26 protein-coding genes are annotated in these 26,623 nt (G+C 43.9%); 7 read left to right on the plus strand and 19 right to left on the minus strand.

Annotated elements, in window-relative coordinates; genetic code table 11:
* Positions 1-46 precede the first annotated feature (46 nt).
* From H1230_RS21090 to H1230_RS21100, 3 genes are all read right to left on the minus strand, one after another.
* Positions 47-526 carry a PepSY-associated TM helix domain-containing protein gene (locus H1230_RS21090; protein ID WP_239711853.1) on the minus strand — a complete coding sequence of 160 codons (480 nt, stop codon included), beginning with the start codon at positions 524-526 and terminating at the stop codon, positions 47-49.
* Positions 527-635: 109 nt separating this feature from the next.
* Entirely contained in the window at positions 636-1,001 is a 366-nt protein-coding gene (locus H1230_RS21095) for an MMPL family transporter (protein WP_275591261.1), read from the minus strand.
* A 15-nt stretch (positions 1,002-1,016) separates the two neighbouring features.
* Positions 1,017-1,460 (minus strand): GNAT family N-acetyltransferase, encoded by a 444-nt coding sequence (locus tag H1230_RS21100; protein ID WP_239711855.1) that lies wholly within the window; start codon positions 1,458-1,460, stop codon positions 1,017-1,019.
* A gap of 710 nt (positions 1,461-2,170) precedes the next feature.
* Between H1230_RS21100 and H1230_RS31430 the strand changes: the two genes are divergently transcribed.
* Positions 2,171-4,090, plus strand: coding sequence for an AAA family ATPase (locus tag H1230_RS31430; RefSeq protein WP_275590919.1), 1,920 nt, complete (start codon positions 2,171-2,173; stop codon positions 4,088-4,090).
* Positions 4,091-4,099: 9 nt separating this feature from the next.
* Positions 4,100-5,404 (plus strand): McrC family protein, encoded by a 1,305-nt coding sequence (locus tag H1230_RS21110; protein ID WP_239711856.1) that lies wholly within the window; start codon positions 4,100-4,102, stop codon positions 5,402-5,404.
* A 49-nt stretch (positions 5,405-5,453) separates the two neighbouring features.
* On the opposite strand, the gene H1230_RS21115 is transcribed toward H1230_RS21110, so the two are convergent.
* The 3 genes from H1230_RS21115 to H1230_RS21125 form a co-directional block, all read right to left on the minus strand.
* Entirely contained in the window at positions 5,454-6,872 is a 1,419-nt protein-coding gene (locus H1230_RS21115; protein WP_239711857.1) for an NAD-dependent malic enzyme, read from the minus strand.
* 75 nt (positions 6,873-6,947) lie between these two features.
* Positions 6,948-7,658, minus strand: coding sequence for a hypothetical protein (locus H1230_RS21120; RefSeq protein ID WP_239711858.1), 711 nt, complete (start codon positions 7,656-7,658; stop codon positions 6,948-6,950).
* Position 7,659: 1 nt separating this feature from the next.
* Positions 7,660-8,256 (minus strand): TetR/AcrR family transcriptional regulator, encoded by a 597-nt coding sequence (locus H1230_RS21125; RefSeq protein ID WP_239711859.1) that lies wholly within the window; start codon positions 8,254-8,256, stop codon positions 7,660-7,662.
* A 123-nt stretch (positions 8,257-8,379) separates the two neighbouring features.
* Between H1230_RS21125 and H1230_RS21130 the strand changes: the two genes are divergently transcribed.
* Entirely contained in the window at positions 8,380-9,375 is a 996-nt protein-coding gene (locus H1230_RS21130) for an acrylyl-CoA reductase family protein (protein ID WP_239711860.1), read from the plus strand.
* 57 nt (positions 9,376-9,432) lie between these two features.
* Here the strand turns inward: H1230_RS21130 and H1230_RS21135 are convergent, their stop codons facing one another.
* On the minus strand, positions 9,433-10,158 hold the full coding sequence (locus H1230_RS21135; protein ID WP_239717449.1) for a cupin domain-containing protein: 726 nt from the start codon (positions 10,156-10,158) through the stop codon (positions 9,433-9,435).
* A 122-nt stretch (positions 10,159-10,280) separates the two neighbouring features.
* On the minus strand, positions 10,281-11,864 hold the full coding sequence (locus tag H1230_RS21140) for a sensor domain-containing diguanylate cyclase (protein WP_239711861.1): 1,584 nt from the start codon (positions 11,862-11,864) through the stop codon (positions 10,281-10,283).
* 356 nt (positions 11,865-12,220) lie between these two features.
* Here H1230_RS21140 and H1230_RS21145 point away from each other — a divergent pair, with 356 nt between their 5' ends.
* Together H1230_RS21145 and H1230_RS21150 are read left to right on the plus strand one after the other, a co-directional pair.
* Complete coding sequence (locus H1230_RS21145) at positions 12,221-13,072, plus strand: alpha/beta fold hydrolase (RefSeq protein ID WP_239711862.1); 852 nt, start codon at positions 12,221-12,223, stop codon at positions 13,070-13,072.
* Positions 13,073-13,223: 151 nt separating this feature from the next.
* Positions 13,224-13,493: an excalibur calcium-binding domain-containing protein gene (locus H1230_RS21150; RefSeq protein ID WP_239711863.1), complete on the plus strand. Its 270-nt coding sequence runs from the start codon at positions 13,224-13,226 to the stop codon at positions 13,491-13,493.
* A 2-nt stretch (positions 13,494-13,495) separates the two neighbouring features.
* Here the strand turns inward: H1230_RS21150 and H1230_RS21155 are convergent, their stop codons facing one another.
* Genes H1230_RS21155 through H1230_RS21165 form a run of 3 tightly spaced genes read right to left on the minus strand, consistent with a single transcriptional unit; the run spans position 13,496 to position 15,355 of the window.
* Positions 13,496-14,032 carry a YfiT family bacillithiol transferase gene (locus H1230_RS21155; protein ID WP_239711864.1) on the minus strand — a complete coding sequence of 179 codons (537 nt, stop codon included), beginning with the start codon at positions 14,030-14,032 and terminating at the stop codon, positions 13,496-13,498.
* On the minus strand, positions 14,032-14,826 hold the full coding sequence (locus tag H1230_RS21160; RefSeq protein WP_239711865.1) for an SDR family NAD(P)-dependent oxidoreductase: 795 nt from the start codon (positions 14,824-14,826) through the stop codon (positions 14,032-14,034). The genes H1230_RS21155 and H1230_RS21160 overlap by 1 nt, the downstream gene beginning before the upstream one ends.
* 34 nt (positions 14,827-14,860) lie before the next feature.
* Positions 14,861-15,355 carry an HAD family hydrolase gene (locus tag H1230_RS21165; protein WP_239711866.1) on the minus strand — a complete coding sequence of 165 codons (495 nt, stop codon included), beginning with the start codon at positions 15,353-15,355 and terminating at the stop codon, positions 14,861-14,863.
* 254 nt (positions 15,356-15,609) lie between these two features.
* Here H1230_RS21165 and H1230_RS21170 point away from each other — a divergent pair, with 254 nt between their 5' ends.
* The gene (locus tag H1230_RS21170; RefSeq protein WP_239711867.1) at positions 15,610-15,924 is read left to right on the plus strand and encodes a hypothetical protein; all 315 of its coding nucleotides are present in this window, start codon (positions 15,610-15,612) and stop codon (positions 15,922-15,924) included.
* A gap of 273 nt (positions 15,925-16,197) precedes the next feature.
* Here the strand turns inward: H1230_RS21170 and H1230_RS21175 are convergent, their stop codons facing one another.
* From H1230_RS21175 to H1230_RS21195, 5 genes are all read right to left on the minus strand, one after another.
* Positions 16,198-19,833: an S-layer homology domain-containing protein gene (locus H1230_RS21175; protein ID WP_239711868.1), complete on the minus strand. Its 3,636-nt coding sequence runs from the start codon at positions 19,831-19,833 to the stop codon at positions 16,198-16,200.
* Positions 19,834-20,120: 287 nt separating this feature from the next.
* Positions 20,121-21,752, minus strand: coding sequence for a glycoside hydrolase family 9 protein (locus tag H1230_RS21180; protein ID WP_239711869.1), 1,632 nt, complete (start codon positions 21,750-21,752; stop codon positions 20,121-20,123).
* A 36-nt stretch (positions 21,753-21,788) separates the two neighbouring features.
* Positions 21,789-22,532 carry a GTP pyrophosphokinase gene (locus tag H1230_RS21185; RefSeq protein ID WP_239711870.1) on the minus strand — a complete coding sequence of 248 codons (744 nt, stop codon included), beginning with the start codon at positions 22,530-22,532 and terminating at the stop codon, positions 21,789-21,791.
* Positions 22,533-22,697: 165 nt separating this feature from the next.
* On the minus strand, positions 22,698-23,732 hold the full coding sequence (locus tag H1230_RS21190; RefSeq protein WP_239711871.1) for an HD-GYP domain-containing protein: 1,035 nt from the start codon (positions 23,730-23,732) through the stop codon (positions 22,698-22,700).
* 155 nt (positions 23,733-23,887) lie between these two features.
* Positions 23,888-24,361 carry a hypothetical protein gene (locus H1230_RS21195; protein WP_239711872.1) on the minus strand — a complete coding sequence of 158 codons (474 nt, stop codon included), beginning with the start codon at positions 24,359-24,361 and terminating at the stop codon, positions 23,888-23,890.
* 72 nt (positions 24,362-24,433) lie between these two features.
* Between H1230_RS21195 and H1230_RS21200 the strand changes: the two genes are divergently transcribed.
* Entirely contained in the window at positions 24,434-24,739 is a 306-nt protein-coding gene (locus H1230_RS21200) for a Dabb family protein (RefSeq protein ID WP_239711873.1), read from the plus strand.
* 6 nt (positions 24,740-24,745) lie between these two features.
* Here the strand turns inward: H1230_RS21200 and lepB are convergent, their stop codons facing one another.
* Genes lepB through H1230_RS21215 form a run of 3 tightly spaced genes read right to left on the minus strand, consistent with a single transcriptional unit; the run spans position 24,746 to position 26,602 of the window.
* Positions 24,746-25,243 carry a signal peptidase I gene (gene lepB / locus H1230_RS21205; protein ID WP_239711874.1) on the minus strand — a complete coding sequence of 166 codons (498 nt, stop codon included), beginning with the start codon at positions 25,241-25,243 and terminating at the stop codon, positions 24,746-24,748.
* Positions 25,244-25,290: 47 nt separating this feature from the next.
* Entirely contained in the window at positions 25,291-25,692 is a 402-nt protein-coding gene (locus H1230_RS21210) for a DUF4265 domain-containing protein (protein WP_239711875.1), read from the minus strand.
* A gap of 52 nt (positions 25,693-25,744) precedes the next feature.
* Positions 25,745-26,602, minus strand: coding sequence for an SDR family oxidoreductase (locus tag H1230_RS21215; RefSeq protein WP_239711876.1), 858 nt, complete (start codon positions 26,600-26,602; stop codon positions 25,745-25,747).
* Positions 26,603-26,623: the final 21 nt, after the last annotated feature.

Consider the following 26,623-nt stretch of genomic DNA (forward strand, 5'->3'; position numbering starts at 1 on the left):
TTTGTATGATTGATTCCGGACACAAACTACCAAGTCTTCCTATGCATCAAGCGGCAGCCCGCAGCTTTTTGCGGCGGATCTGTTGTGACTTTAGTACCTTCACGGATAATATAATACCGGTAACGGTAAGAATAATCATCCCGATGGCGGCAAGATCCAAGATCCAGCTGATATCCGTATTCCCAATTCTTCCTTCGTGCAGGTTTTTGATAAAGCTAACCGCCCCGCCTCCGCCATCCATCCCACCGCGATCACCGAACGCGCCTCTACCGGAAACTGCAACGTCTGGAGCATTCGCAGTGGTTGTACTGCCTGCGGCAGCCACTGCAGTACTTGCATTAGCTCCAGCAGCTCCTGCTGTTCCGTCTGTTGACGCTGTTGGAGCGGCGGACATTTCGCCACGTCCACCTTCGCCACCTCCGATAATCCAAGGCTCCAGCAGCAGCAAGCCGGTTACAGATTGTAGCAGGATAAAGACCGAACAGATCAGTCCGACCCATAAGTGAATTTGACGATTTCTTTTCATAAAGACCCTCCGTAATGTTGTATTTGATTAGAATAAGGTTATTCTAAATTCCAAAGCTGAATACAACATGAGTCTCTGCTGAATGTTCACTGAAAGTTCACTTAAATGACTAACTGCGGGTTCTCCCTTTTCTGTCACCAAGCGTGATGAGTGCCGGAATGAACAGCGGCAGCATGACCAGTACCAATAGGATTAGAACAACAATAACAGCTGTAGCCAGTTGCATTAAGGTTAATAGCCCGGTAGGGTAAATCGCCGCAAAGGTTCCGCAGAGAATAATGACAGCTGAAACGATCACGCTGCCGGTATGTTTCATCACTTGCTCAATCGCTAGTTGAGGACCTAACTCACTGTACTCCCGATATCTCATCATCAGGAAGATGCTGTAATCTACGCCGAGCGCCACAATCATAATGAAGTCACAAACCGGGGTAGTCCAACTCCAATCAGAATGACTGGTAAAGGTGCTGAAGATCGTCTCCGTGAAAAGTTAATGTGAAGTCAGATGCTTCCGATAGCCTTCAACCGGCTCGTCTCTATAGCCTAACGACTCATAGAACACATGCGCTTCCTTCCGCTGCGCCCCAGACACCAAGATAATATAGTAGCAGTCACGTTCCTGCGCGATTTCTTCAATAGCCAGCATGAGTTTTTTACCAAGCCCTAAACGCCGGGCAGTCGAAGAAACCACTACATTCTCTATGACCATAAACGGCTTACAATCTCCTACAAGATCCTGGCAGACAATCCCCATCAACGACCCTAGTAGTTCTCCATCCACAAAAGCACCCAACACTATGTAGCGGCTATCCGCCTTAACTACCTTAAAGACCTGCTCCAGCTTGTTAAAGTCAGTGGGTCTGTTAATCAGCTCCTGATATAACCCGCTTAATGCAAGAAGCGATTCCGCTTCAATTTCTTTAATGATGACCATTTATGTTATTCCTGCTTTCTGGTTTATGGTGAGTTACTTTCACATTAGCTACATTATTTACGGATCTTCAGCTCAAACTGCTCTTTCATCGATCCCATTCCACCTCGACTTTAATTACAGAATCATCCCATTCATATGCACCATTTCCAGAGCTCACTGACTTTAAAGTCTCCGCACTAATAGCGCCCTCCATTGTTCCTCCGCCTCCTTCTGCAATCCCTTTATAGCTTCTCCCCAGCCACAGACCGCACCGGACAATATACTCGGCTCCATGCTATGCATATCCTCAATTGTATATTTTTACATAAAAAAAGATACAGCTAAACACTAAATCAGGTGAATTTAATATGTTCAACTTAGCACTCGGTCGTAGCTATTAGGAATGCTTAGACTTCACACTAAGCGGACTGAGAAGACCCTATTTACTCGAAATCAGGCTATTTAGTATTTTCGCGGACTTCAGGGACGCTATTGACCCTATTTTTGCCCACATGAACCTGTTTTTGCTTCAATAACGTCTCCTGTGTCCGCTTCCTGCTCCCAACGCCCCCTCCAAAGTGAAATAGGGGCCATACAGTCCGCCAAGGTTGATCTACAACTGTTCAGGCTTTATATGTTCTTTGAGCCTCATTAATTTTCCAACTCTTGGTAGCTTTCTGGGTATCCCCCATATATACTTTATTCAAATCTATTAAAGATGGGGATATCAAATGGCAGATAATGCAAAAGATCAAGCGAAACGATTTAAAGATTGGTTAAGTTTGCAAAAAAAAGCGAACGGAGAAAATTATACCGCAAATACAATAGTAAGCTATGCATCCTCATTATCAACTGCTCCTAGAAGACTTACTGGTATTTTATTGAAAACTACTAATATCTATGAGATAACATCAAGTGAGATTTTCAAAAGAGAACGAATCATAATGGAAAATGCAGAAAATTTTAATGAAGTCAATGACAAAGCTGGTAACAGAGCCTTCCAGTATGCCCTCAAAAACTATGAGGATTTTCTGATCCACCAAGAACAGCAAGCTATCCTTGATCCTGATGGTCATTCTAAACTTACTTCACCCATAAATTCGCTAAATGATATGGAGGTTATACCCATGGACAAAAATATTATATTATATGGGCCTCCCGGAACAGGGAAAACATATAACACAGTTGTTTATGCAGTTGCCATTATTGAGAATAAAGCGCTCAGTACCATTTATCAGGAAATGGAGACGGCCGGTTATGAGGAAGGCTATAAAGCTATTTTGACTCGATATCATACCTACAAGAATAATGAACAAATTGTATTTACCACCTTCCATCAGTCTTACGGTTACGAAGAGTTTATTGAAGGGATTAAGCCCCAGCTTGAAACAATAGGTGATACAGAGAATAACGGGGACAATTTGTCATATCAAATCAAGCCAGGAATATTCAAGAAATTCTGTGAAACGGCACAAAATCCAATCATACAGGATCGAAATGAATATGGAATCGGCGTAGATCCGACAATTTGGAAAGTATCTCTAGGTGGATCACGTGAAAATTATGTACGGAGAGATTGTCTTATCAATAATAGAATAAGAATCGGTTGGGACATCTATGGAGAAATGATTACGGACGAAACAGATTTCAGTACAGATAAAGGAAAAAATATTTTGTCGCGCTTTATTAATGAAATGTGTATTGGAGATATTGTACTATCCCTATACGATGAAAAAAATATAGACGCAATCGGTGTAATAACTGGTGATTATGAATGGCTCAAGGATGTGAATGACTATAAACGGTCACGAAAAGTAACTTGGCTCGTCAAGGATATTCGAGAAAACATATATGAATTAAATGGAAATACGGTAATGACCTTAGGCTCAGTCTATAGATTAAACCGGATAACACTTGCTGATACTTTGAAAATAGTACAAAAACACAGTTCCGCGCTAGGTACCAGTGTCACTGAAAACACAAATAATTATGTATTTATCATTGACGAAATTAACCGTGGAAATATTTCCAAGATATTTGGTGAATTGATTACGTTAATAGAACCCTCAAAACGTATTGGACAAATGGAAGAGATTAAGGTGAAACTACCTTACTCACAGATAGAGTTTGGCGTTCCCAATAATGTATATATACTTGCTACTATGAATACCGCTGATAGATCCATTGCTCTGATTGACACTGCACTGCGTCGCCGCTTCCAATTTTCTGAAATCTTGCCTAATCCGCAGATCTTTAAGGGTATTGAGGTTGAAGGCATCCATATCAACGATATGCTGTCCTGCATGAATAGCCGCATAGAAGTCCTGTACGACAGAGAACATACTATTGGCCATGCCTACTTCATGTCACTAATAAGCACGCCCACTTTAGCGAACCTTTCCCGAATATTTAAGAATACAATCATTCCACTATTGCAGGAGTATTTCTGTGAGGATTATCTTAAAATCCAACTTGTGCTGGGAGATCACAATAAAGAAATAACAGATCAATTTATTAGCGCAAAGCAAATTGATTCAAAGAAGCTGTTTGGGAATACAAGCTTGATAGATTTGGATGATGAAGTCGTATACTTCGTGAACGAACAAGCCTTTGGAAATATTGATTCCTACTTCAAAATATATAACTTGTAGGTGGATGAGATGAAAAAAACATATGTGATCGTAGAATACGATTCCTTTACCTATAATGAAGCTGCGCAATCAGAGCATCTACATTTCCTACCCCAGCCAACCTTTGACCAGTTGGAACAATTTATATTGGCAAATAAACAAGATTCTGATACATCACCATTAGAATTAATGAGCATTTCCAGTAAACGTGGAGTAGGGAAAATTATCAGTGCCAAAAATTATGTCGGCTTGATCACCATGAAGAATGGTACTGTAATTGAAATTCTGCCTAAACTATATAACAAAGATAATGTTGGTTCTGAAATCGAGATTAAACGAGTATTTCTAGAAATGCTAAAGTCACTCAAGGAGATTCCATTCAAGCATTTTAATGTTGCCAGTCTACATATTGAAAAAAACAGTGTTTTCGAAATATTCATTCGTATGTTTATTGAAGAAACGTATACATTGGTCAAACGCGGGCTGAAATCTGCATATATGGCTCAGCAAGATAACGAGTATTTCTATAAGGGGAAACTCTTAGTCTCACAGCACATCATCGCAAACATTGCTCATAAAGAACGCTTTTTTATTGAGTATGATGTCTTTAATGTCAATCGTGCGGAGAACAAATTGGTTAAGGCAACCTTGTTATTCCTAAGGAAATTAACTTCCAGTACGACTAGTCAGAGAGAACTTCGGACTTTGTTAACCGCATTTGAAGCTGTCGATCCGTCCATTAATTACGAGGTGGATTTCGGGAAAATTATATCGAATCGCAATATGAAAGAGTATGAAAATATTCTAAAATGGTGCAGAGTCTTCCTGCTTAATAAAAGCTTCACCACCTTCTCCGGAAGCCAAGTGGCTTATGCTCTTCTATTCCCAATGGAAAAGATCTTTGAAAGCTATGTCGCTGTAAAGCTGAATCAAGCATTGGACAAATCTTATTATCAAATGAAAACTCAGGATAGAATGTATCACCTGTTTGATGAACCCGAACGACGCTTCCTATTAAAACCTGACATTGTTGTCCAGCATGATAATTCCACTATTGTACTGGATACAAAATGGAAGCTGTTATCAATGACGAATAGCAATTATGGGATTTCGCAAGCTGATATGTATCAGATGTATGCTTATAGCAAGAAGTATAACTCCCAACTGGTTATTCTACTCTATCCTTGGAACCAGCGCGTAAAAGATTTAACTAAACCTATTACCTATCATAGTAAAGACAAGGTAACTGTGCTTATTCACTTCGTGAATTTGTTGGAGATGAAAGAGAGTATTCAGCAGATTATTATGCAAATAAAAGAATGTATGAGGATATAGATAGCAGACAGACCGCTTCTCATAAAGCAGCAGTCTGTCTGCTAACCTGTTATTTCTCTCTATCCGCAATATCTGGAGGAATCCGGCGGGCCATATCCGTAGCTATTGCTGCTTCGATGACTGCCAGTCGGACATGCTCAACTACTTTTTCATTAAAAATACTAGGGATAATATACTGTTCGTTTAATTCATCCTCAAGGACAACCGAAGCAATAGCCCGCGCCGCCGCCAGCTTCATTTCGAGATTCACTGTTCTGGCTCGGCAATCCAAAGCTCCGCGGAAAATACCAGGAAAACACAACACATTGTTGATTTGATTCGGATAATCACTTCTTCCAGTCGCCAGTACCCGTACATGTGGCTCCGCCAAATCCGGTTCAATTTCGGGAGAGGGATTAGCCATGGCGAAGACGATATTGTCCGGGGCCATACTTTTTAAATGATCAACGCTCAGAATGCCCCCACCAGACACCCCGATGAACACATCCGCACCCAACATTGCTTCCTGAAGTCCACCCACCATTCCTGCGGGATTCGTCAAAGCGGCCAGCTTCTGCCATTCCGCATTATCATAGTGTATTTCTCGGCTGAGAATGCCCGCGCGGTCAACTGCACTTATATTCTGGACTCCCGCAGCCAGCAATAGATTGCAGATGGAGACTCCTGCCGCACCGATGCCGACAACAACAATTCTGACGTTTTTGATGGTTTTTCCTACTACCTTCAGCGCATTCAACAGACCGGCCAACGCTACAACTGCCGTTCCGTGCTGATCATCATGAAACACCGGAATATCCAATTCGGCCACAAGCCGCCGTTCAATATCAAAGCAGCGTGGAGAGCTGATATCCTCCAGATTGATCCCGCCAAATCCTGGTGAAACCGCTTTCACAATATTTACGATTTCATCCGCATTTTTTGTATTTAGGCACAGGGGGAAGGCATCAATACCAGCCAATTGTTTAAAAAGCATGGCCTTGCCCTCCATCACCGGCATCGCCGCTTCCGGTCCTATGTCCCCTAACCCAAGCACCGCTGTCCCATCGGTAACGACGGCTACCGTATTCCTTTTCATCGTCAACGAATAAGCTTTGCCAGGGTCTTGAGCGATTGCCATGCTTACACGAGCCACACCAGGTGTGTATACCTGTGACAGATCCTCCCGGTTCTTGATGCGCATCTTTGGCGTAATTTCTATTTTGCCACCGATATGGGCCAAAAAAGTCGAGTCCGACACATTAATCACTTTAATCCCCGACATCTTAGATAATACGCTTACAACCTCTTCATTCCCGGCATCCTGCACATTTACAGTGATATCCCGGGTAGTCACATCCTTACCCGCACGTATAACATCAATAGCAACAATATCCCCGCCCGCAGCGGCAATTCCGGAAGCCACATCTCCAAAAGACGCCTCCGATTTTCGAATCTCCAGCCGTATTATCATTGTTGTAGCTATCGACATTGGTTGAGCCTCCTCTTTAGGAATAGTTCAATTTTAATATACTACATTCTCCATATTATACAAAGCTTCTCTAACTTACTCTATATAGCTGCGCAGTATCTGATACCCAAGTAACCCTAACATAATGACAGGAACCAGCGGTAGCAACGCATAACCATGTGCTCTGTTACTCCGTTCCAGCACCTTATCCTGATCAAGCGTAAATCCCATGCTTAACTCCCGGCCAGCATAATCAGAGTTATAGCGGCCAAATGAAATACGGATGCTGATTTCTCTATCTACCTCTGGCAAAAGATTCAAGAGCCTATCCACGTCAGTTTCAGTTATCGGCTCCTCATTGGATTTTACGAAATTCAACCTTATGCTGTTATCATAGTACGGAGTATCAAAGTTACTGCTCTTGGAATCTAATTCCATAGGTGAATCGTCTTTCTGAAGAATACTGTTCAGTTGAACTATGTAATCGTCCTGATGTTTGGAGGCATAACTTTTCTTATGTTTATCTTTCAAGTCATCTAGAGTCTGGATAATAGGTAAAGTAAAAATTACAGTGGCTATCATGAGTGCCAACGCTAATGGAACCAACCTTTTATCAAGCTTAACTCCCAGAGCCAAATAACCTCCCACGCCTAACAACATTGCTATCAATACCATACAGACACCTGCCGGATCTTTCTGCGTGAAAAGACCATCTCCAACACTGAATGCTATAAACAGCAAACCATAGAAACAGCCGACTCCGATTACTACCGACAACAAAACGTAGAATACTTTAACGATTCTCATCTCACACACCCAACACCTTCATAATCGTCACATAACAAGACTCCTTGAACCCGGCATGTAGTTCGTCCTTGTCCGTCATAAGCCACTGGACCAGGCAGCCATCGATGATAGCGCGGATGATAGGGGCTGTTTGTTCTGCGGCCAAATTCAACGAGAAGATTCCTTCCTGCTGTCCCAGCAGTAGCACCTCCGTACTAATGCTTGTGCAGTTATCATAGAAGCGCTGGTTAATCTCACGATAGACGGAATTGCGGCTGGCCTTCGCCAAGAAGTCAAGGTAGACGCGGTAAAACGCACGGTTCTTCTCCGGTGAGACAAAAGCGGAATTAATATACGCTTGCAGCTTCCCTGTGGCCGTGGTCTGCTCTTGTACTGCTGCGAATTCCTTCTCGAATATTTTGGCAGTCAGCCATTCCAGCAGTTCAACCAGGACTGCTTCCTTGCTCTCAAAATAATAATGCACAACTCCCTTGCTCACTTTAGCATGATCCGCGATCACCTGCAGAGTCACAGAATCATACCCCAACTCAGACAAAGCTTGAAAGGCAGCGAAGAGAATTTGCTTGCGCTTTTCCTCGGATTTCTTATAACGGACCATAGTAGCCTCCACTGTATATCATAATTACTGCAAATTATATCACAGACATAAAAAAGTTGACCAGTCAGAATAAATAATATATAAAGGAGTTACAATCTAATTCGTTAAAGGGAGATTACACTCATGCCAGAAGCATTTCAAGCACTAGTTGTTGATAAGACGGAGTCTTCATTTTCCGTTACTGTTAAGCAGGTTACTTTAGAAGATCTGCCCGCAGGTGAAGTTGTCATTAAAGTTGCCTATTCCAGTGTGAATTATAAAGACGGTTTGGCCAGTATTCCGGACGGCAAAATCTTAAGAAATTACCCCTTTATTCCGGGTGTGGATTTATCGGGCACCGTGGTCTCTTCAACAGACGACCGCTTTCACGAAGGACAAGCCGTTATTGCCGCCGGAAATGGCATTGGGGTGTCCCACTTTGGAGGCTTCAGCGAATACGCACGTATTCCTGCTGACTGGGTAACTCCTCTTCCAGACGGACTTACTCTAAGAGAAGCCATGATCTACGGTACTGCTGGCTTTACGGCCGCATTGTCCATTCAAGAACTCGAAGCTAATGGATTGAGCCCAGATAAAGGTAAAGTCTTGGTAACTGGGGCTACCGGCGGTGTCGGTGGGACGGCAATCGCCATACTCAGCAAAAAAGGCTATCACGTAGTGGCCAGCACAGGCAAGACCGATGCAACCGACTATTTAACAGCCTTGGGAGCAGAAGACATCATCTCCCGCGAAGATGTTATTGGTCCTTCAAGCAGACCTTTAGACAAGCAGCTATGGCAAGCAGCTGTCGATTCTGTCGGCGGTAGCCCGCTGGCGGCAATATTGAGCAAGATTGCCTATAAAGGCTCGGTTGCCGCAAGCGGTTTAACTGCCGGAACTTCGGTGCCAACCACTGTTCTTCCGTTTATTCTGCGTGGTGTAAACCTGCTGGGTATCGACTCTGTGCTATGCCCAATGGATATACGACTCCAGGTGTGGGAGCGGATGGCTGCCGACCTGAAGCCGGAGCAGCTTGAGAACCTCGTAGACCGGGAAATAACCTTGAATGAATTGCCCGAGGCGCTGGCAGATATTCTGAAATCCAACACTAGAGGCCGTGTGCTTGTCCGCTTGTCCTAATACGTAAAACCTCTCTGGATCGCTGATCCAGAGAGGTTTTTTGGTAAATATAAGAATTTATTCCTGAGTGCTTGGGTACTGATATTGCGGGTACTGCTGCACATACGGTTGCTGCTGATAATACTGGACATATCTTTGATTATAATATCCTTGAACCGGAAGCGGTTGTTGATAGCCGTAAGCTTGTTGTGTCATAGGATATGCATTTGGATATGCATTGGGCTGCATATTTGCAGTATGTTCTGCCTGAACTTTACTTGGTTCACAGCAGCCAACAGGTGGGCCGATGAAAGTTCCCGGTTTAATTGGGGCTAAAGCATCCTTCACTTTTGCCTCATTCAGACAATAGGTATGAGCGAGTACGTTCGCCGGAGTTAAGCTTAAGATATCCGAAGCAAGAATGACCTCAGGGATAGGCGCATCGAAGATGGCCAGCAAATGCGTATTATCCATAGTTGCCACCTCATAATGCCACCAGCCTTGCGGCACGTTCGCCACTTGACCTGGACAGATCGGGAAGTGCAGCAACTCATTCGTGAACGGGTTGATTAAGGAAACCACTGCAGCACCGCAGATACAATAGACGAGTTCAGCAGCATTCTGATGATAATGAGGTTCGACCACGTTGCTTCTGCTAAGAAAAATATCAAGCAGCGATGTATTCTCCAGGGTGTTCAATTCCTTAATAGACAACGTATTAATGTAATTGCAATCATCTTTTTTAAAAGTCGTGTTGCAGTTCACATCGTAAGTAAATTGCGTATTAGGAGAAGTATAATCCATGTATGAAGTCAAGTTACATTCCTACCCTTCTGTAGTAACGATTTTTGTTGTTCCTAAGGATAAGATATGCATTCGCCCATGCCCAGGTGCAGATATTTCCCGGGTACTTAAACTGTAAATCGTTAATCGGCAATAATGGTCTTGTTTCGCCCCTGATGCTTAGCTGAATATAAAGCTCTATCTGCTCTGTGCAACAGCTCTTCCCGGGATTTCGCATGTGAGGGATAATGGGCGATCCCTTGCGAGACTGTAACTCGCATAGCTGTAGGCACATCGCTTTTTTCCAAGGTTTTGCGAATTCTTTCGGCAACGATATATGCATCTACAGCTCTGGTGCGCGATAGAAGAATAATAAATTCCTCACCACCATAGCGGCTGCAAATATCACCTGGACGAACGGAAGCTGTAATAATACCGGCCACTTGCTTCAATACCTCATCACCGGCAAGATGACCATAGGTATCATTTACGAACTTGAATTTGTCTACATCCATGGTGATGAGGGAAAAGGGTATTTCCTCCTCAATCCATTCCTTCATCATTTGTTCCAGTTTTCTACGGTTCATCAATCCGGTTAGAAGGTCCGTCATGGCTTCATTGGTCAGTTGTTCTTTTTGCCGCTGGACATCACGCAAGGCAAGAAGGACTGCTCTGTTCAGCAGATCGGCTTCCCTGTTCCAATGAGGTTTTATTACCGACAGCTCGACTTTTTCCTTCCCGAGCTTATTTACCAGATCTGCAAGATGTACAAATGGCCTGGCTAATCTTCGCGCTAGAATGATAACACCAAAGAGAAGACAGATGAAGGGGATTGCCGTATACCAAAGCACCTTTTTAAGGTAGCTTATTAGCTGTCCCTGGATAATGCGGGTGGGCGAGACTACGACGACTCCCCAGCCATTTGCCGGAACACTGGCATAACCTGCAAGCATTGGCACTCCTTTTATGTTAATCACCTGCTGCTGTCCACTGTAGCCTCTCAGCAACTTCTGCACCACTGGGTTAGAGCTAATATCCTCACCGATCCGTGCTTTATCAGGATGAAATAGCAAATGCCCGTCAGATCCCACAATATAATAATAAGAACCTGAATTATCAATGGCACTGTTGCCTATAATCATATTCAGAACATTATTCTCATGCAGATACAGGGTGCCACCAACGACTCCCAGATAAAGTCCCTCATGATTAAATACTGGTTCGCTCATGAATAAAATAAGTCTTCCAGTTCCACGAACGGTACCGGGTTCAGATAAATAAGGAAGTTGCTTTTGCAGTGCATCCAAACCCGCTTTGGAGGAGATATGCTGGCCGGCCATTCCTACGGTCTCTGGTACAGCATTGAGAATTAACCCATCTGCATCGATAAAAGCGATCGAATTAAAATAGTTGCTGCTATTGCGCATTAACTCAAGATAATCATCAACTTCTTTTGTCTGCATAGTTTCAACACTTGAGAGTACATTCGCACTGTACTCTAGACTAATTCGCATCGAACGAAATAGGGAATCGACTGTCTGGCTCATTCTATTGGCATTTGAGTAATTTAAATGTAATGTCGTTTCTATTAATGATTCCTTTTTGGATTGGTAAGATGCCACAAGAAGAATGGTTGATGTCAGCACTACCACCAGTGTCACCAATCCTGTTAGCAGCGCAGTTAAACCTAATTTTCTCTTTCGTCCAGAGCGCATCTCTTTCAGCATAGGTATTTCGTGGCCCCCTTATGTCCCTGAAGCAACAGCTACATAAAATTATAGTATATGTGAGAAAATTCGACAAAAAATATAGCAAACCCTTTTTTATTATAAACTATAACGAGGTAGAAAGGAGCAGTCCCATGGGGCAAATTTCAGATGAAAAAATTAATGATATTGTGTCCCGTTTCCCTTGTCTGTCCAAGGGCACTAATGAGGACTGGAATACAGACGAATTACAGAGAGCCAACGTCTGACTATTCTGCAATGTGACAAAGCCATGAAAAATCAACATGATTACTCCTGCTTTTGGGCATCATTGTTAAGACAAACTTTGCCCACATTAAATCAGGAGGCTCACCATCATGAAATGGATTAATAAAAGTATAGTAATGACCTTGACCCTCGCCGTATGTTTATTGCTTATACTCCTGCCCTGGAATCAAACCCAAGCTGCTGCTGTAAAGAGCAACGGAGTAAGCGAGAAGCCTTTAACTTTCGTTCTGGTTCACGGCGCTTGGGCGGATGCCAGCTTTTGGGATGAAACAGCCGCTGAGTTGCGTAAATTAGGGCACACTGTCTACACTCCGGAATATGCAGGTCATGGTGAGGATACGCAGACGAATGTCACCCATGAGCAAATCACCAAATCAGTCGTTGATTTCATTAACAAAAAAGACTTGCATGACATTGTGCTGTTAGGACATAGCTTTGGCGGTTCAGTGATCCAAAAGGTGTCCGAACAAGTACCAAACCGAATTAAACGCCTGGTATTCCTTGATGCTTTCGCACCTTTGGATGGTCAGAGCGTTGCGGATCAGTTCCCCGCTCCAATACTCCAAGCATTTGAACAGCTAAGAGCAGCTTCAGGCAACAATTCGATTATGCTTCCCTTCTCCCTCTTCCGTGATAATTTTGTTAACACAGCCAGTCTTGCAGAAGCTCAGGCCTTATACAAAAAGGTCAAGCCCGAACCAGCAGGTCCCTTATTTCAAAAACTGGACCTCAAGAAGTTCTATAGTCTGGATATCCCGAAAAGTTATCTTTATTTAACTGAGGATACGGCTCTTCCCCAAGGACCTTACGGCTTCCATCCGACCCAGTCCAGTCATTTGGGACAATTCCGTTATATTGAAGGCACCGGAGATCATATGACGAATTTCCATACCCAGCCTAAAATGATCGCCGAAAAAATAGTGATGGCCGGCAGAGACTAAGCGAAGTTTTCAGCTTATGTAATCACAGAACGAGCAAGCGATGAGTTACCTTCGTCGCTTGCTCGTTCTGTGATTTGGAATCCTTTGGGATTCTCATTCCTTTTTTATCCATTAGTGTTACTATGGTAAAGAAAAGAAGGAGATGAATGAAATGAGAAAATATATGAATATAGGTCTGACAACCGCCCTGCTACTCTCACTAACCCTAGGTACAATTGGTACGGAAACGGCTGCCGCTAAGGCAACAACCTACAAGAACTGCACAGAAATGCATAAAGACTACAAGGGTGGGGTTGCCCTTTCCAGCTCTACCAAGAACAAAGGCGGTAAAACCAAATATAAACCTTACGCCTCTAAAGAGCTCTATGAAGCCAACCAAAAAAGCGACCGCGATAAAGACGGGATCGCTTGCGAGCAATAAGTTCACCAGCCCTTTCTACTTATAAGTGAAGCGATGTGGGCCATATGATGCCGGTTATGCCACACATATCTCTCAAGCGCGGTGTCCAGACTGAGCGTACCCAGACCCATGCTAACAAAGATTCTCATATAGTCCTCTTCTCCAAGCGAACGCAGCAATGATACAAAGCGCCGTTGCAGGCTCTCTAGCAGCATAAGCGAAGTCTCCACCGGCTCCTCACTATAATCACTTAGCTCAGCCCATAGCTCCTCTCGGTACGAGGGAATAATGGGCTCTTCCTCAGTTAGTCCTCTTTTGAAACGAAGATATGCGTTCATATTATTATCAGCCAGATGATGGATAACCTGTCGAACAGTCCATCCCTCTTCCCGATAAGGGGTATCCAGCTGTTCTGGAGTTAGGTTACCCACGCTTTCTCTTAAAAGATCTGCCATGGAGGATATTCCCTCTATACATTGCTCCCGCTGCTTGGGCGTCAGCTGTCCCGAGGCTGCAAAATGACCGATGGGGTAACGCAGTTGTTCCATATATTTATCCATTAGAATACACTGCGCACTAATCCACCGTCTGCCCGTAAAGCTGCACCATTAATGGCTGCGGATAACGGACTGCTGATGAACGTTACAAATTCCGCGATTTCCTCTGGGCGGATAAGCCTTTCGATAATCGAGGTTGGCCGGTTTTCCTTCATGAAGCGTTTCTCTGCTTCTTCGATGGTCAGGTTACCCTCCGGATACAACGTCTGCAGCATCGTTTCCACTCCCTCCGTTAATGTGGACCCTGGCAGCACCGTATTTACCGTCACCCGAGTTCCACCCGTCAGCTCAGCCAGACTCCGCGATACGGATAGCAGCATGGTCTTTGTAGCACTATAATGGGCCATTTCCTGGGAAGGCATTATGGCCGCCTCGCTGCCAATAAAGACAACTCGACCTTCATTCCGGGCAATCATGCTCTGCAAATAATGACGTGTCAGACGAATACCACTCATCACATTCACCTCAAAAAATCTAAACCATTCCGCATCATGGATCTCAAACAACTCCGCTGGCTGAAAAATCCCCATATTATTAATCAGTATATCCACTTCGGGATATTGCTTGATCATGTCAGCACAGCCCTGTTCATTTCCCAGATCAGCAGCAGCTGGCAGAACTTTAGCCCCCGTATAACGGCTATTCAGTTCATCTACAACTGCATTTACTTTCTCCTCATTACGTCCATTAATCAGCACAGTCACACCTTCACGTAACAAAGACTCCGCTATCGCTTTGCCTATTCCGTTGGTTGATCCTGTCACCAGTGCGGTTTTGCCCGCTAAATGAAGTTCCATTTCATTGACACCATCCTTATCAACTGATTCGTACCTATAACAATTCATAGAATTCGTCTAGAGTTGTAACTATATAATCAGGCCTAACTTCACTACTCCAGGTCTCTTGATTCCTATTTAACCAGCATGCCGTAATTCCTGCTTTTTTAGCCCCAAAGCACATCCGCAACGGAGTCTCCGATATGAATAATCTGCCCAGGAAATGCTCCGTCTCCGCATAAAGCTCCGCCTGCCTGTGCTCTGCAAACAGAATATCTACAGCGTCCAGACTATCAAAGTCCAAAGAGTGAAGTAAGAATACTGTGTTGAAACTTTCTTGGTAAATCTCTCTAGTCGTGTAAAATTCGCCTAATTCCCGAGCCCTATCGTAAACCAAATAATACTGACCCAGTAGCAATGCACCCAGCTCGGCTGCAAGCGCATCTGAATAACCCTGCTGCAAAATCGGCTTCCAAACATAACTTGTTCTGCTCTGCACATTCACTAGAGTCTGAAACATATCCAGACTGATTACTTTGAACCGCTTCATGATTTGGACTCCTTGGTACGAGTTTGTAATTATGGAGGATAAGTACTGAACGAGGCAGCTATTACTAATATAACATTAAGGGAATCTTTGGTAAAATGAGAGCAATGAATCGTTTAGCACTACTGTATACATTCTGATGAATGAGGTGTTGCTTTGAAAAAAATTATTTTAGGCTTAATTTGCGGCTTTGTTATGGCTTGCTCTACGGTTGCTTTTGCCTCGGATTCGATTCAGGCGTAGGTAGTACCCACAACATGGTCGAAGCTCGATTATCTTTTTATAATGATAACAGCAAGCAGATTGGTGAAGTTATCCTAAAAGGAAATAAATTCGGAGTATTTGCCCAAAACTTTGTCGGAGAAGGTGTCGGGGACTTTAGAGCCTACTCAGCAGTCAATCTCCAGATTACCAAGGTGAATAATCAAAGTATTCCTGAAGCAGCGAGCATACTTTACATAAATACGAAATATCATTTCACGCTAGCGCTCCCCAAGTCATGGGAAGGTAAATATGAAGTAGTCGAAGCCGTAAATGAAGTTTCGGGGACCGAAAGAAGATTGGAAGATTAACGGCCCGTCTATGATCGAGGTTGGGCAAATCTAAAAAATAGGTGAAGATGGTGACAAAGTATTTACTCTAAACCCTCCGGGAGATGTGAATTACAATCCCAATGATACAGAGTTAACAGCCACGTATAGTTCTATGAGCAAGAAAATTAACAATATCAGAACCACATTTAAACTGATTAACTAAACCCTCACCTGCAAATGATAAACAGAAAAAAAGACCGGAGCAACTTCTCCGGTCTCTCCAAATTTTGTTTAGTAAACAGCTGCTTCACATTACTTAATTACCTGATCAACCGATGCTGCCATAATATCGTCGTATGCCCAAAAGGAAGTAGGGACATCGCTCCACACAGCTGTCTGAGCAGTGGCCGTTGGTCGTTTCAGCAGCTTGTTGACCAGTGTCACCGTTTCAGCACGACTAATCGGCTGATTGGGATGGAATGTGCCATCTGTGTAACCCGTAAACAGCTCTTGCGCTACGGCTGCAGCAATCGCTGCCTGAGCCCAGTGACCCTGTACATCGCTAAAAGTAAGGACTGTTGCTGAGTTGCTGCTAGGAGTCCATGCGTACACATTAAACAGTATTTGTGCCATTTCAGCACGGGTAACTGCTTGTTCAGGCTGGAACATGTGATTTCCGGTGCCTTGCATCCATCCCTGCTCTGCAGCGTTCTTTATGCCCGTTGCTGCCCAGTAACCGGATGAAATATCCTTAAATGCTGTGTTGCCCGCAGATTTCTGGCTGGTAGTCATCGTCCGGCTCAGAATCGCAGCAATTTCAGCACGCGTTACACCTTTCTCCGGCTGGAAGCTGCCATCTGGATAACCTTTCATATAGGCTTTATATTCGCCTGTAGGTGTTATTTTGAAATTATATTCCACAATCGTCTGACCCACATGAATGTTACCCTCGCGGATATAACTGTCTGTACCAAATTGCGCTGTGGCCGTATCTTTTCGACTATCAAAAGCTACATACCCAGATTTTTCACCCAAAATGTAATAATCACCTTCGGGATAGACCATCCAACCGAAACGACCGCCATCCGTGCTGGTTTGTGGATCATGGTTCTTGTTGGGTGCAAAATCAGGCAATTCTGGCAATACAATCAGTTGATCAGGTGTACGTCCTTTGGAACGGTTCAATGCTGTATCTGACCAGTGTAAGGTAACATTCACACCGTCTACCGGTTTGCCCGTGACCGAGTCCGTGATGATCCCGTAGGGATCGATCAATTCTGCGTTGATTGTAGCATTACCGCTGGCATCTACCTTTAAGGTCGCCAATTGTCCAGCTAACCGCTCTCCATTAGGGGCAATAACATTCAAGGCCAAGATATACGTACCCGCTGGTACATTCTGCAATAAGAAGCTTCCATCTGGATGAATCGTGAATTCGCCTACATTAATCGCTTGTCCACTTGTTGTATATAACTTGCCAACTGTGCTCAACGTTGAGCCGATGAGTTGGGTAACTGGAGTGTTAGCGATTACCCCATCGCTAGTATTTGTCACAATCACTTTAACTGTTTTGGCCGAAGTAGGCGGATTTGTAACTACCACATCTGGAATGACAACGACGGATGTGGTGAAGTGCATCAATTCTCCGTATACAATCCCAATAGGCGTTACTGCGTAGGCACGTACATAATAGGTTGTTCCTGGCTGCAATCCAGTCAGATTCACCGTAAAGGGTTCACTGCCTTCTGCAGTTGCTTCCATCTGGAAGGTTTCTCCTGACAGATCAGCCTGTGTACCATATTCGATACCACGTGTAGTTACAGTACCTAGGGCAGTTCCCCCCACTGTAGCTGATGTCGTTGTTACATTCGTTGCATTTGCAGTCTGTACAGAAACAGGATCAAATGAACGGAAATTCAGCACAGTCAATTTCCCATTTTGAGCATTATCGACAATGGCAACGTGTGGAACCGAGTTGATGACCTGAATCCTTAGTTCAGAAGCACTCCCTGCTGTAAACGCAGCAGCACCAACCGTCAGCCAAATGTTGTCCTTCAGCTTCTTAACGGTTACTTTTCCGGCATTTGTGGTGTCTGTATAAGCAATATAAGGTATGTCATTTCCGTCAAATGTTAATGCCAGTAATTGTACCGGACTTTCACTGATTCCACCCGGACCATAATCATTCCAGCCCTCATAATAATCAATTGCTTTGAGATGAACTCCACTGGAATCCTGATAGGCTACATAAGCTTGACAATTATGATCCGTTACTTGTGATAATAACTCAATGGCTGTCCCGGACTGAGTCTGGATGACCCATTGATCTGGATAAGTCAGGTAAGCCGTGTTTAACTCGCCTGCTTGAATATAGCTGACTGTGTAATAACTTCTATAACTCTCTGATAGTGTAATGGACTGAACGGCTCCGCCGGAGAATCCAGCTAGACCTGCATATTCCCAAGCTCCGTCCGTGTAACGAATAACCGAAGCAGAACCAGCCTGCGCAGCATCAGGGAAAGCAACAATAGGTACACCATAAGCAAAACCAAGTGAAAGAGTACTGGATGCAGTCACTGCAGCCTGGGTCGGATTCAGGTTCTTCCATCCTTTGCCGTCCAATGTCGAGACAACAATATTGTTACTGTCCTTTTCGGTATAAGCAACATACAATGCCCCATCCTCATCGGAATGGAAAGCCATTGAAGCCGTAGTAACCGGATTATCTGAGAATCCCGGACTGCCTGCATATACCCATGAAGTCCCATCAAATTTCATCACTGATAATCGATCACCGTTGTTACCATCTGCAAAAGCCACAAAAGGCATGCCTGTTGCATCATAAGCAAAGGAAAGTCCATGCGCTGCAGCGGTGAATCCAGCTGGGCCGACAAGCTGCCAAGCATAATCACTAATCTTCACCTGGACCTGGGCTGTCAGAGCATTCGGATTATAGTAACCGCAATCTCCTCCTCCACCCATAGTTGAAAAATCATCTGTCGTTTTGCGAGCAAAATCTTGTTGGAAGCAGCCTGGTGTACCTATAAATGTATACGTGCCTGCTTCACCTGTAAAAGTTGGGGTGCCCTCATCCCATGTAACCGGAGGCGAGGCTTCTTGACCATTGCTGAATGTCATCGTTAGTTCATTGGGCAGCAGCCCTTTTACTTCTGCCAGACTTGTCCCAAGAGGTGCCGTTATAGTCTGTACAGCCGGAATGCTAGTTAGATTTGGATAGTCCACTAATATCGTCACCCGTGGTGTTAGATAGGTGTTGGGAGCGTATTCAACTGAACCGTCACTCGGCAATGTTAATATGCCCTCAATGGTTCTGTAGCCTCCGGATTCTTTGAATGTCCATCCATTGCTGCCTCCCTGATCATAATAGCTCAGATCCCATTCTACCGGAAAATTCCCTTTCGTATTATCATCAAAGGTCACTTCCATCGTTGCGGGCAGCACCAGATCTGCCTGATCTGTAAGATTGGGCACATTGATCTGATCCGGTATTGTTAAATCTATGATGTGTTGAATATCCTGATCTGGCAGCGTGGTAAAACTCCTGATATTGCCGCAATTTATAACTGTTTCATATATGACGCAAGCTTGATAATCATACTGGGTATTGGGTTGAAGAATCGAAGGCCCTGCACTGATGTTAGGGTAAGCATATTGAGCTCCTATACCATTTGCATTGACTGGGTGTTCAGTAACTCCATCGATATGAGTCCAATAAAAAAAGCCTGGATTACCGGTCTGATAAGTAACATTTGTCACCGTGCCATTTAGCTTGACTGACGTTTTCGTAATCTCCGTCGCCGGATTTGTCGTTACTCCCGGTCCTGCCTGAATTGCATGCACCGGCTGAACTCCAATATTCAAACCCGCCGAAAACAATAATACAGCGATGAGCAAAAAACTCAAACCCTTTTGAATAGTCTTTCTCATGTATGAATCATCCTCCAATTTTCTAATGACTAGATCCAACGTGTTGCTCACTCAATCTGAGTGGGAGGTAATATTAAAAAAGATAAGTTTCCCCTTTCCGCCGATACATCAACGAGGCTATATAAATCTCTTATTAACGATTAGCAGTACGTCCATATACTAACGGCTAGCCAAATGGATATTATTAGCATTATTTCTAAAAGTAAAAATATTGGACTAACAAAAAGAAACGGCTGGCTACCCTTTTATGGATAGCGCAGCCGTTTCTAAGAGATATATAAACTACTCTACGACATTTGATTAAAGCGAGCGACAACGAACACTGCTGGTGAATTCCAGTAGATTGTGACCTCATTTGTAGAATAGCTCAGCTCGTGATCGGCGAAGCACTGTGCGGCAGGCTTCCCCTGCAGATGCTCAACCACATATTCGTCATGAAGTCCACGGTCAGGACCCCCTGACACTAAACCGGGTACCGGTTCAGCCACAGTGTCGCCTACCGATGGTCGATGATGCGGGTGCATAACCGGACGATCACCAAAACCTGTGACATAACTGATATCCAGCACATTACGTCCCAATAAATAGTGCAGGTGATCCTGTGCACAGTCTGCAAATCTGGAATCTCCACTACAATGTTCAGCAGCCAGCAGCAGCATGGCATTATTCATCACCAGCATATTGCTGCCCCAGATATAGTCCTCCTCCTTCAAGGAGATATGGTAACCGTCCTCAAGGCTCACTTGGTATAAACGTTCAGCTTCCGTAAGAAGACCTTCCTTCAGGGAATCGTATAGAACACTGTCAGTAGGTTTTTCGCCATTTAGCAGATAGGCAAGCGTACCATATCCACCCATATCCGCCCATCCTAGACTGTATTTTGGAAAAGAGAGCTGGGCCAGCTTCTGAAACACCTGATGATACGTTTCTTCACCTGTAGTCCGATATAACTCGGCAGCGGCCCAGTAACGTTCATCGTCATCCACTTCATCGCCGTATTCGCCAGTAGTGATTTCTGGCGGATTTGTAAAGCCTATCTCTGCTGGATGCTGCACGAGCCATTCCCAGGCTGCAAGTGCAGCTTTCAGACATTTTGCCGCGTAAGCTGCGTCCAATGGTGCATAAATCCGCGCCGATAGGGCCATCACTCCGGCAAAGTCCCCTGTAGCCGCAGCAGACACTGGTGAGAAATACAAGTCCGAAGTATCATCCTCAGGCATAACATCCAGCCCTGGGAAATTCAACGTTGTCAGCTTATGATATATCCCTCCAGTATCCGAATCCTGCATTTTGAATAGCCAATCCAGCTCGACCTTGCATTCCAGCAGTACATCCGGTACTATTCCATCACTTCCAGGGAGCGTAAAAGCGTTTGCAAAAGCGGACGGATATAGCTCATACGCTAGTAATAGATCAGCGAGAGCCTTGGCTCCAGGACCCGCATATTTTCCATAATCACCCGCATCATGCCAGCCCCCACTGCTATCTAGTCTCAGCTCGGAATGTCCGTGTACAATGCCTTCGGCAGTGTGGCATGCCTTGTGCTTCCACGGTCCAGCGTAGTCTTCAGTCAATTCCACACCGCAGCGGTAATAATAAAAGGCTTTTAACAAACCTTGCTGCAGCTCATGATACGGCTTATCTGTAATAGGAAAGGAAGCCGAAACAGCGCCATCATTTTGCTCAATCCGGTAGTGTCCGGCTGCTCTAACCTCAGAGAAATCTCCGGTATGTACGGAGACCCCACTGGCTTTATCCCATTTAGCTACACCCGTCTTGCCTGTAAAAACCACAGTGCCACTATTCTCCTCAAGCACCTGAAAATCATGTCCAGTTCCCGTAAATACAGCAATCTTCTTTCCACTCAGCGGGTAGCCCATTTGATTCACAGTAATCTTACGGAATTCATGCTCGTCCATCTGCAATCTCCTTATGGATCAATTTAATTTAAATATCTACTCAGATAATAGCTTAATAAAGTTAGCCGGGAGTGTAAACTGCTGATTGTTAATCATAATCCGCCGGAGCTCATCGTCCGTATCATCCTCATCCTGAGCGTCCTTAATTTCTTTGATCTCACGATGTAGACGCTCCATTTGCAGATCAAGTGCATAAGCCGAATCCGCCGCATGCTTCAATTCACGTGTCATACTTTCGGGTACCGACTGCTGATATTTATAAAAGATCTTATGCTCCAGACTTGCCCAGAAATCCATGGCAATCGTTCGGATCTGCACTTCCACACACACCAACTCCTGACAATCCGACATAAAGACCGGCACTTCCACCAGCAAGTGCAGACTCTGATAGCCGTTAGGTTTCGGGTTCTTAATATAATCCTTCACTGCGAGAATCTTCAGATCGTCCTGCTTCTGGAGCATTTCACTAACCTGGTAAATATCCGAGATAAAAGAGCATGTGATCCGCAGACCCGCAATATCTTTTATACTATCTTTGACAGCAGTCAAGGAGAACTCATGATTTTTACGTATCATTTTATTCATAATGCTCTCTAGGGACTTAATCCGTGATTTTGTATGCTCAATGGGGCTGTAGTCATGCAGTGACTGAAATTCCTGCTTCAATATTTCAATTTTAGTCTCCATCTCATCCAAAGCAAATTTATATATCAGCATGAAACGGGTAATATCATATTTCATTTTTTTGAATTTTTCGATTTGACTGCTTTCATTACTCATGGTAAATTCTCCTCTTCAGCTTTCCTTAGCTCTGTTAAGCATAGACAATCTACTGATAGAATTCAAATTCTTACACGAACTGGAAACGTTAAAAGGCTATCACTTATGATCTACATAGACCTTAAGTGATAGCCTTACCATTGATTAATGGAACATTATTTCACCTTAAATAAATACCTCTTCAACAGATAAATTGCGTTCCTTAGACAAATCCCTGAACTTCTCATCCACCTTAACCAGTGGTTTGAACATATCTAACGGATTATTCATAATAATTGTCCCCAACTCGCCATTGCTAAGCTGCACATTCTTGCCCACAAAGTTAGGCAGTAAGTGTGCGGTAAGTGCTTGGACCGCATTTCCGTTCAGCTTACCAAAACCAAGCTCATGTACTTTGCGGAGTACGGCAACAAGACCTTGCTTAGGTTGATTGGCTCTTGCAGTTGTCATGCCCATATATACATTAGCGACCGCTACAATCTGGGTGTAGGGATGGATCTCACTTTTGTGAAGCATCTTAGGATAACCAGTGCCATCTTCGAACTCATGATGCTGCAGTGCAACCAATGCTGATGTTTCATCACTCATCGATTTACGGATGATATCATAGCCGTATTCAGTGTGACGTTTCATTTCTTCCGCTTCATCTGCAGTTAAAGCACCCAACTTATTCAATATTGATGGAGAGATTTGGCTTTTGCCAATATCGTGTAAGTAACCTGCTCTGCTAATCTCGAACCGTTCTGCCTTGGAGTGGCCCAGCCAGGTTGCGATGTAATACGATAAGAGCCCGACCTGAAGGGAGTGGTTATAGGTATCAATATCATCCCGCTCAAACAAGAGCAAGAGAGAAACAACATCTTTGTGCTCATCCAGACTTACAAGCATCGATTGTAATGAATCATCAACAATAGCTTGAGTGAAGCTGCCTTTAGTCAGTGCTTCCAAAAAAATGGACTCATAGTTCTCAATTGCATAGTCAAAAGTATCTTTTAAATCCTGGCTTAGCTTTGTATTCTCATCCAGTTGCGGCATGCTTCGCGGTTCGATATCGACATAATCAATTTTATGGCGAATTAGAATAGTAATTTCTTCAGCTTGGACAACAGTCTTCTGGGGGAGCACATGCAGGCCAACACTATTGAAAGTGTCTGTTGTAAGGCAATCGCCGTGTTTGAGATCTGTGACATGAACTTTCAAGAATTAGCACCCCTTTATATGTATAGGAATATTTTCCTTATGCGTTTATTAATCATAGTGAATACCAGTCAAAGTAACAATATGGTTAAAGTCACGTTAACACACCCGACTAGTTCAAATGAATCGCTACTTAAGCCCCCCTAGTAGATAAGACGCTACAGCCATTTCATGAATTTTTTATAAATGATTCTGATCCCGTTTGCTTCGGCCCAGGTATTTAATTGCTTCATCGCCTTATCCTTATCTTCAATAAATCGAAAACATAGATAATCTGGAACAATTCTTTTGCCCTTGGGCTTGATCCCGATCATTGGAAATAAATAACCATATATCATGATCGAATCTATATCTTTAGCGACAATCCACTTTTTATGGATGAATAGATTATCTGTACCCCACTTTATTTCGGTAGCTTCTTGGAGTACTCTATATATAATAAACAGCAATACCACAGAGCAACCACTTAGCCAAAAGATAAGAAAGAAATACGCGATTTCATGATTGTGATTGTGATCATTATTCAACATAATTAATTGTTGTATTCCTAATGAAAGAATTACAATCATCGAAATGATCTGTTGTATGGACAATGGATTTTTGATTGTGGAGGAGTTAGATTCGTTCAGCATAGTTATTATCCTTTCATGATATGTGCTAGCAGGAATCATTTATTGATGAGAATAACAGAGGGGGATTATCAAATGTACGAACATATTGTTGCTTTTCAGTTTAATGCGAATTATCAACCACAGGAGGAACGTCGGCTGGTAGAGACTCTCTTGGCTCTTAAGGACCAAGTGCCAGGCATTGTCGAGTTGACCGCCGGTGTGAACACAACGGAAGAAACGGATAATATACATGGCTATACGCTGGGGCTCCGGGTGACCTTTGAAGATCAAGAAGCCCTGCGTTTATATGGACCACACCCGGCGCACCAGGCTTTTGTAAAGCTGCTCGAGGGAATTATTGAGAATGTGATTGTTATTGACTATCCTATTCAGAAGTAATTGCCACTAAAAGGGATTGCTGAATTCCAGGACCACTTTTCCAATCAGCTTATCCTTATCTACAAAAGGTGTATCCCATAGATGAGCATCGTAGCTTATATTCCGGTTATCACCGAGAAAAAAGTAGTGATCTGCCGGAACAGTGATAGGCCCGAAGGTATAGTTCATTTTTTCCTGAAGATACGGCTCGTCGATGACTTCGTCATTTCTGTATAGGTTTCCGTCTTTAATCTCTATGGTATCGCCGGGGAGTCCAATCAGTCTCTTCACATATCTCTTATTCTCATCACCGGCTACCGGCGGATTAAATACGACTATATCTCCATGTTCAAGTGTAGTCATCCACAGCATCTTTTCTACAATTAGCCGGTCGTTAATCTGGATTGTTGGAATCATGGAGCCTGTAGGTACTTTCATGGCTTCGGCGACATAGGTTCTAACAAACAGGGAGATGACTAACGCAATCACAATACTGGGGACCCACTGCTTTGCATATTTTAACATTTGGGCTTACCTCACTTTTCTATAAAATGGCTTCTAACATCATGACTTCAGTTCTCAAAGCGCTCAATAATCCGGTTCATTTCCCCATCCACATCCATTGTTGTATCCTTCGGAATATGTATGACGAGAAACCCGCCAAAAATCTGCTCCCACTTGCCTTCTATTTCCGCTATACGTTGCTTAAAAACCGCTATCTCTGTTGAGTTGACCGTCTCTTTGCTAAGCAGCCAGGCGTATCTATCTAGATTTGATTTCTCTACCGTCTCAACATAGTAATAGATACCCTGATCTTCTTTAACTCGGATAATATCACCTAAGGTCACACCTGGATTAAATATGGGAGTTTCCTCCACTCTATAGGTGTCCTTTTCCAAGAATGTAACATCTAGAACCTCAATCTCACGACCGAGTTCGTTGAAGCATATATGCAATCCTATAGGTTCAGGCATAGGCACACCTCAATTCATCACATGAAATTTAGCAAACCAGCAACTCCAAGCTTTAGGTTAGTCCTTTGGCGATCAAACGCTCCAACCATTTCCAGGGCAATAATGTTTTGCCTAGAATCAAGAGGCGAGAGCCCTTACCAATGGGATAACGCAGCCGTGGCGCTCTCATACTAGTAATTCGACCAATCAGATCAGCTACCTGCTGGGGATCTGGCGCAGTTTCGGCAGCATGGCGAGAATATTTCAGCACTGCAGCCAAATGCTCTGCATAAGGAGATTCCTCGCTAGTACTAATATGGTCGATTCCCTTGCCCCAAATGGGTGTGCGGTATGAACCAGGCTCAATTAATACTACCTTTATCCCAAAAGGCGACAGCTCGTGACGCAGGCTTTCGCTAAAGCCTTCAACTGCAAATTTGGAAGCCGCATAAGGTGCAAAACCGGGGAATCCGGATAAGCCACTCACACTGCCCACATTAATAATAATGCCACTTCCCTGCTTTCGCATCGCAGGCAGAACCGCCTTAGTCACTGCCACCAACCCAAAAAAGTTAGTATCCAACTGCTGGCGCCAATCCTCCATGGATACCTCTTCCACAAAACCACCAACGGCAAAGCCCGCATTATTAACCAAAACGTCGATTCTTCCAAAAGTGTCGTGGATCGCAGCTACCGCTGCCTCAATCGAAGCACCTACGGTCACGTCTAGAGTCATCACATGAATTCGATCGAGAACTCCGGCCTCTGCGGCTTGCCGCTCCAGTTCAGCTTTGCGGCTTAAATCACGCATAGTAGCGACAACAATAAAACCTTTTCCTGCCAGCGTGACCGCAGTCAGCAGACCAAACCCGCTGGATGTTCCTGTAATCAGGGCAATCGAGTCCTGTTCAATAGCTTGGTGAGAATCCATATTTATCACTTCCTCTACCAA

The sequence above is a fragment of the Paenibacillus sp. 19GGS1-52 genome (assembly GCF_022369515.1).
In the GTDB taxonomy this organism is placed as follows: domain Bacteria; phylum Bacillota; class Bacilli; order Paenibacillales; family Paenibacillaceae; genus Paenibacillus_AQ.

Coding starts and splice junctions, on each gene's coding strand:
- H1230_RS21115 (WP_239711857.1), bottom strand. CDS start 6,872: ATGTCGATAGCTACAACAATGATAATACGGCTGGAGATTCGAAAATCG.
- H1230_RS21130 (WP_239711860.1), top strand. CDS start 8,380: ATGCCAGAAGCATTTCAAGCACTAGTTGTTGATAAGACGGAGTCTTCA.
- H1230_RS21165 (WP_239711866.1), bottom strand. CDS start 15,355: ATGAAGCGGTTCAAAGTAATCAGTCTGGATATGTTTCAGACTCTAGTG.
- H1230_RS21200 (WP_239711873.1), top strand. CDS start 24,434: ATGTACGAACATATTGTTGCTTTTCAGTTTAATGCGAATTATCAACCA.
- H1230_RS21160 (WP_239711865.1), bottom strand. CDS start 14,826: ATGGAACTTCATTTAGCGGGCAAAACCGCACTGGTGACAGGATCAACC.
- H1230_RS31430 (WP_275590919.1), top strand. CDS start 2,171: ATGGCAGATAATGCAAAAGATCAAGCGAAACGATTTAAAGATTGGTTA.
- H1230_RS21210 (WP_239711875.1), bottom strand. CDS start 25,692: ATGCCTGAACCTATAGGATTGCATATATGCTTCAACGAACTCGGTCGT.
- H1230_RS21195 (WP_239711872.1), bottom strand. CDS start 24,361: ATGCTGAACGAATCTAACTCCTCCACAATCAAAAATCCATTGTCCATA.
- H1230_RS21170 (WP_239711867.1), top strand. CDS start 15,610: ATGGTCGAAGCTCGATTATCTTTTTATAATGATAACAGCAAGCAGATT.
- H1230_RS21120 (WP_239711858.1), bottom strand. CDS start 7,658: ATGAGAATCGTTAAAGTATTCTACGTTTTGTTGTCGGTAGTAATCGGA.
- lepB (WP_239711874.1), bottom strand. CDS start 25,243: ATGTTAAAATATGCAAAGCAGTGGGTCCCCAGTATTGTGATTGCGTTA.
- H1230_RS21185 (WP_239711870.1), bottom strand. CDS start 22,532: ATGAGTAATGAAAGCAGTCAAATCGAAAAATTCAAAAAAATGAAATAT.
- H1230_RS21090 (WP_239711853.1), bottom strand. CDS start 526: ATGAAAAGAAATCGTCAAATTCACTTATGGGTCGGACTGATCTGTTCG.
- H1230_RS21125 (WP_239711859.1), bottom strand. CDS start 8,256: ATGGTCCGTTATAAGAAATCCGAGGAAAAGCGCAAGCAAATTCTCTTC.
- H1230_RS21110 (WP_239711856.1), top strand. CDS start 4,100: ATGAAAAAAACATATGTGATCGTAGAATACGATTCCTTTACCTATAAT.
- H1230_RS21175 (WP_239711868.1), bottom strand. CDS start 19,833: ATGAGAAAGACTATTCAAAAGGGTTTGAGTTTTTTGCTCATCGCTGTA.
- H1230_RS21145 (WP_239711862.1), top strand. CDS start 12,221: ATGAAATGGATTAATAAAAGTATAGTAATGACCTTGACCCTCGCCGTA.
- H1230_RS21100 (WP_239711855.1), bottom strand. CDS start 1,460: ATGGTCATCATTAAAGAAATTGAAGCGGAATCGCTTCTTGCATTAAGC.
- H1230_RS21135 (WP_239717449.1), bottom strand. CDS start 10,158: ATGGATTATACTTCTCCTAATACGCAATTTACTTACGATGTGAACTGC.
- H1230_RS21155 (WP_239711864.1), bottom strand. CDS start 14,032: ATGGATAAATATATGGAACAACTGCGTTACCCCATCGGTCATTTTGCA.
- H1230_RS21215 (WP_239711876.1), bottom strand. CDS start 26,602: ATGGATTCTCACCAAGCTATTGAACAGGACTCGATTGCCCTGATTACA.
- H1230_RS21150 (WP_239711863.1), top strand. CDS start 13,224: ATGAGAAAATATATGAATATAGGTCTGACAACCGCCCTGCTACTCTCA.
- H1230_RS21140 (WP_239711861.1), bottom strand. CDS start 11,864: ATGCTGAAAGAGATGCGCTCTGGACGAAAGAGAAAATTAGGTTTAACT.
- H1230_RS21180 (WP_239711869.1), bottom strand. CDS start 21,752: ATGGACGAGCATGAATTCCGTAAGATTACTGTGAATCAAATGGGCTAC.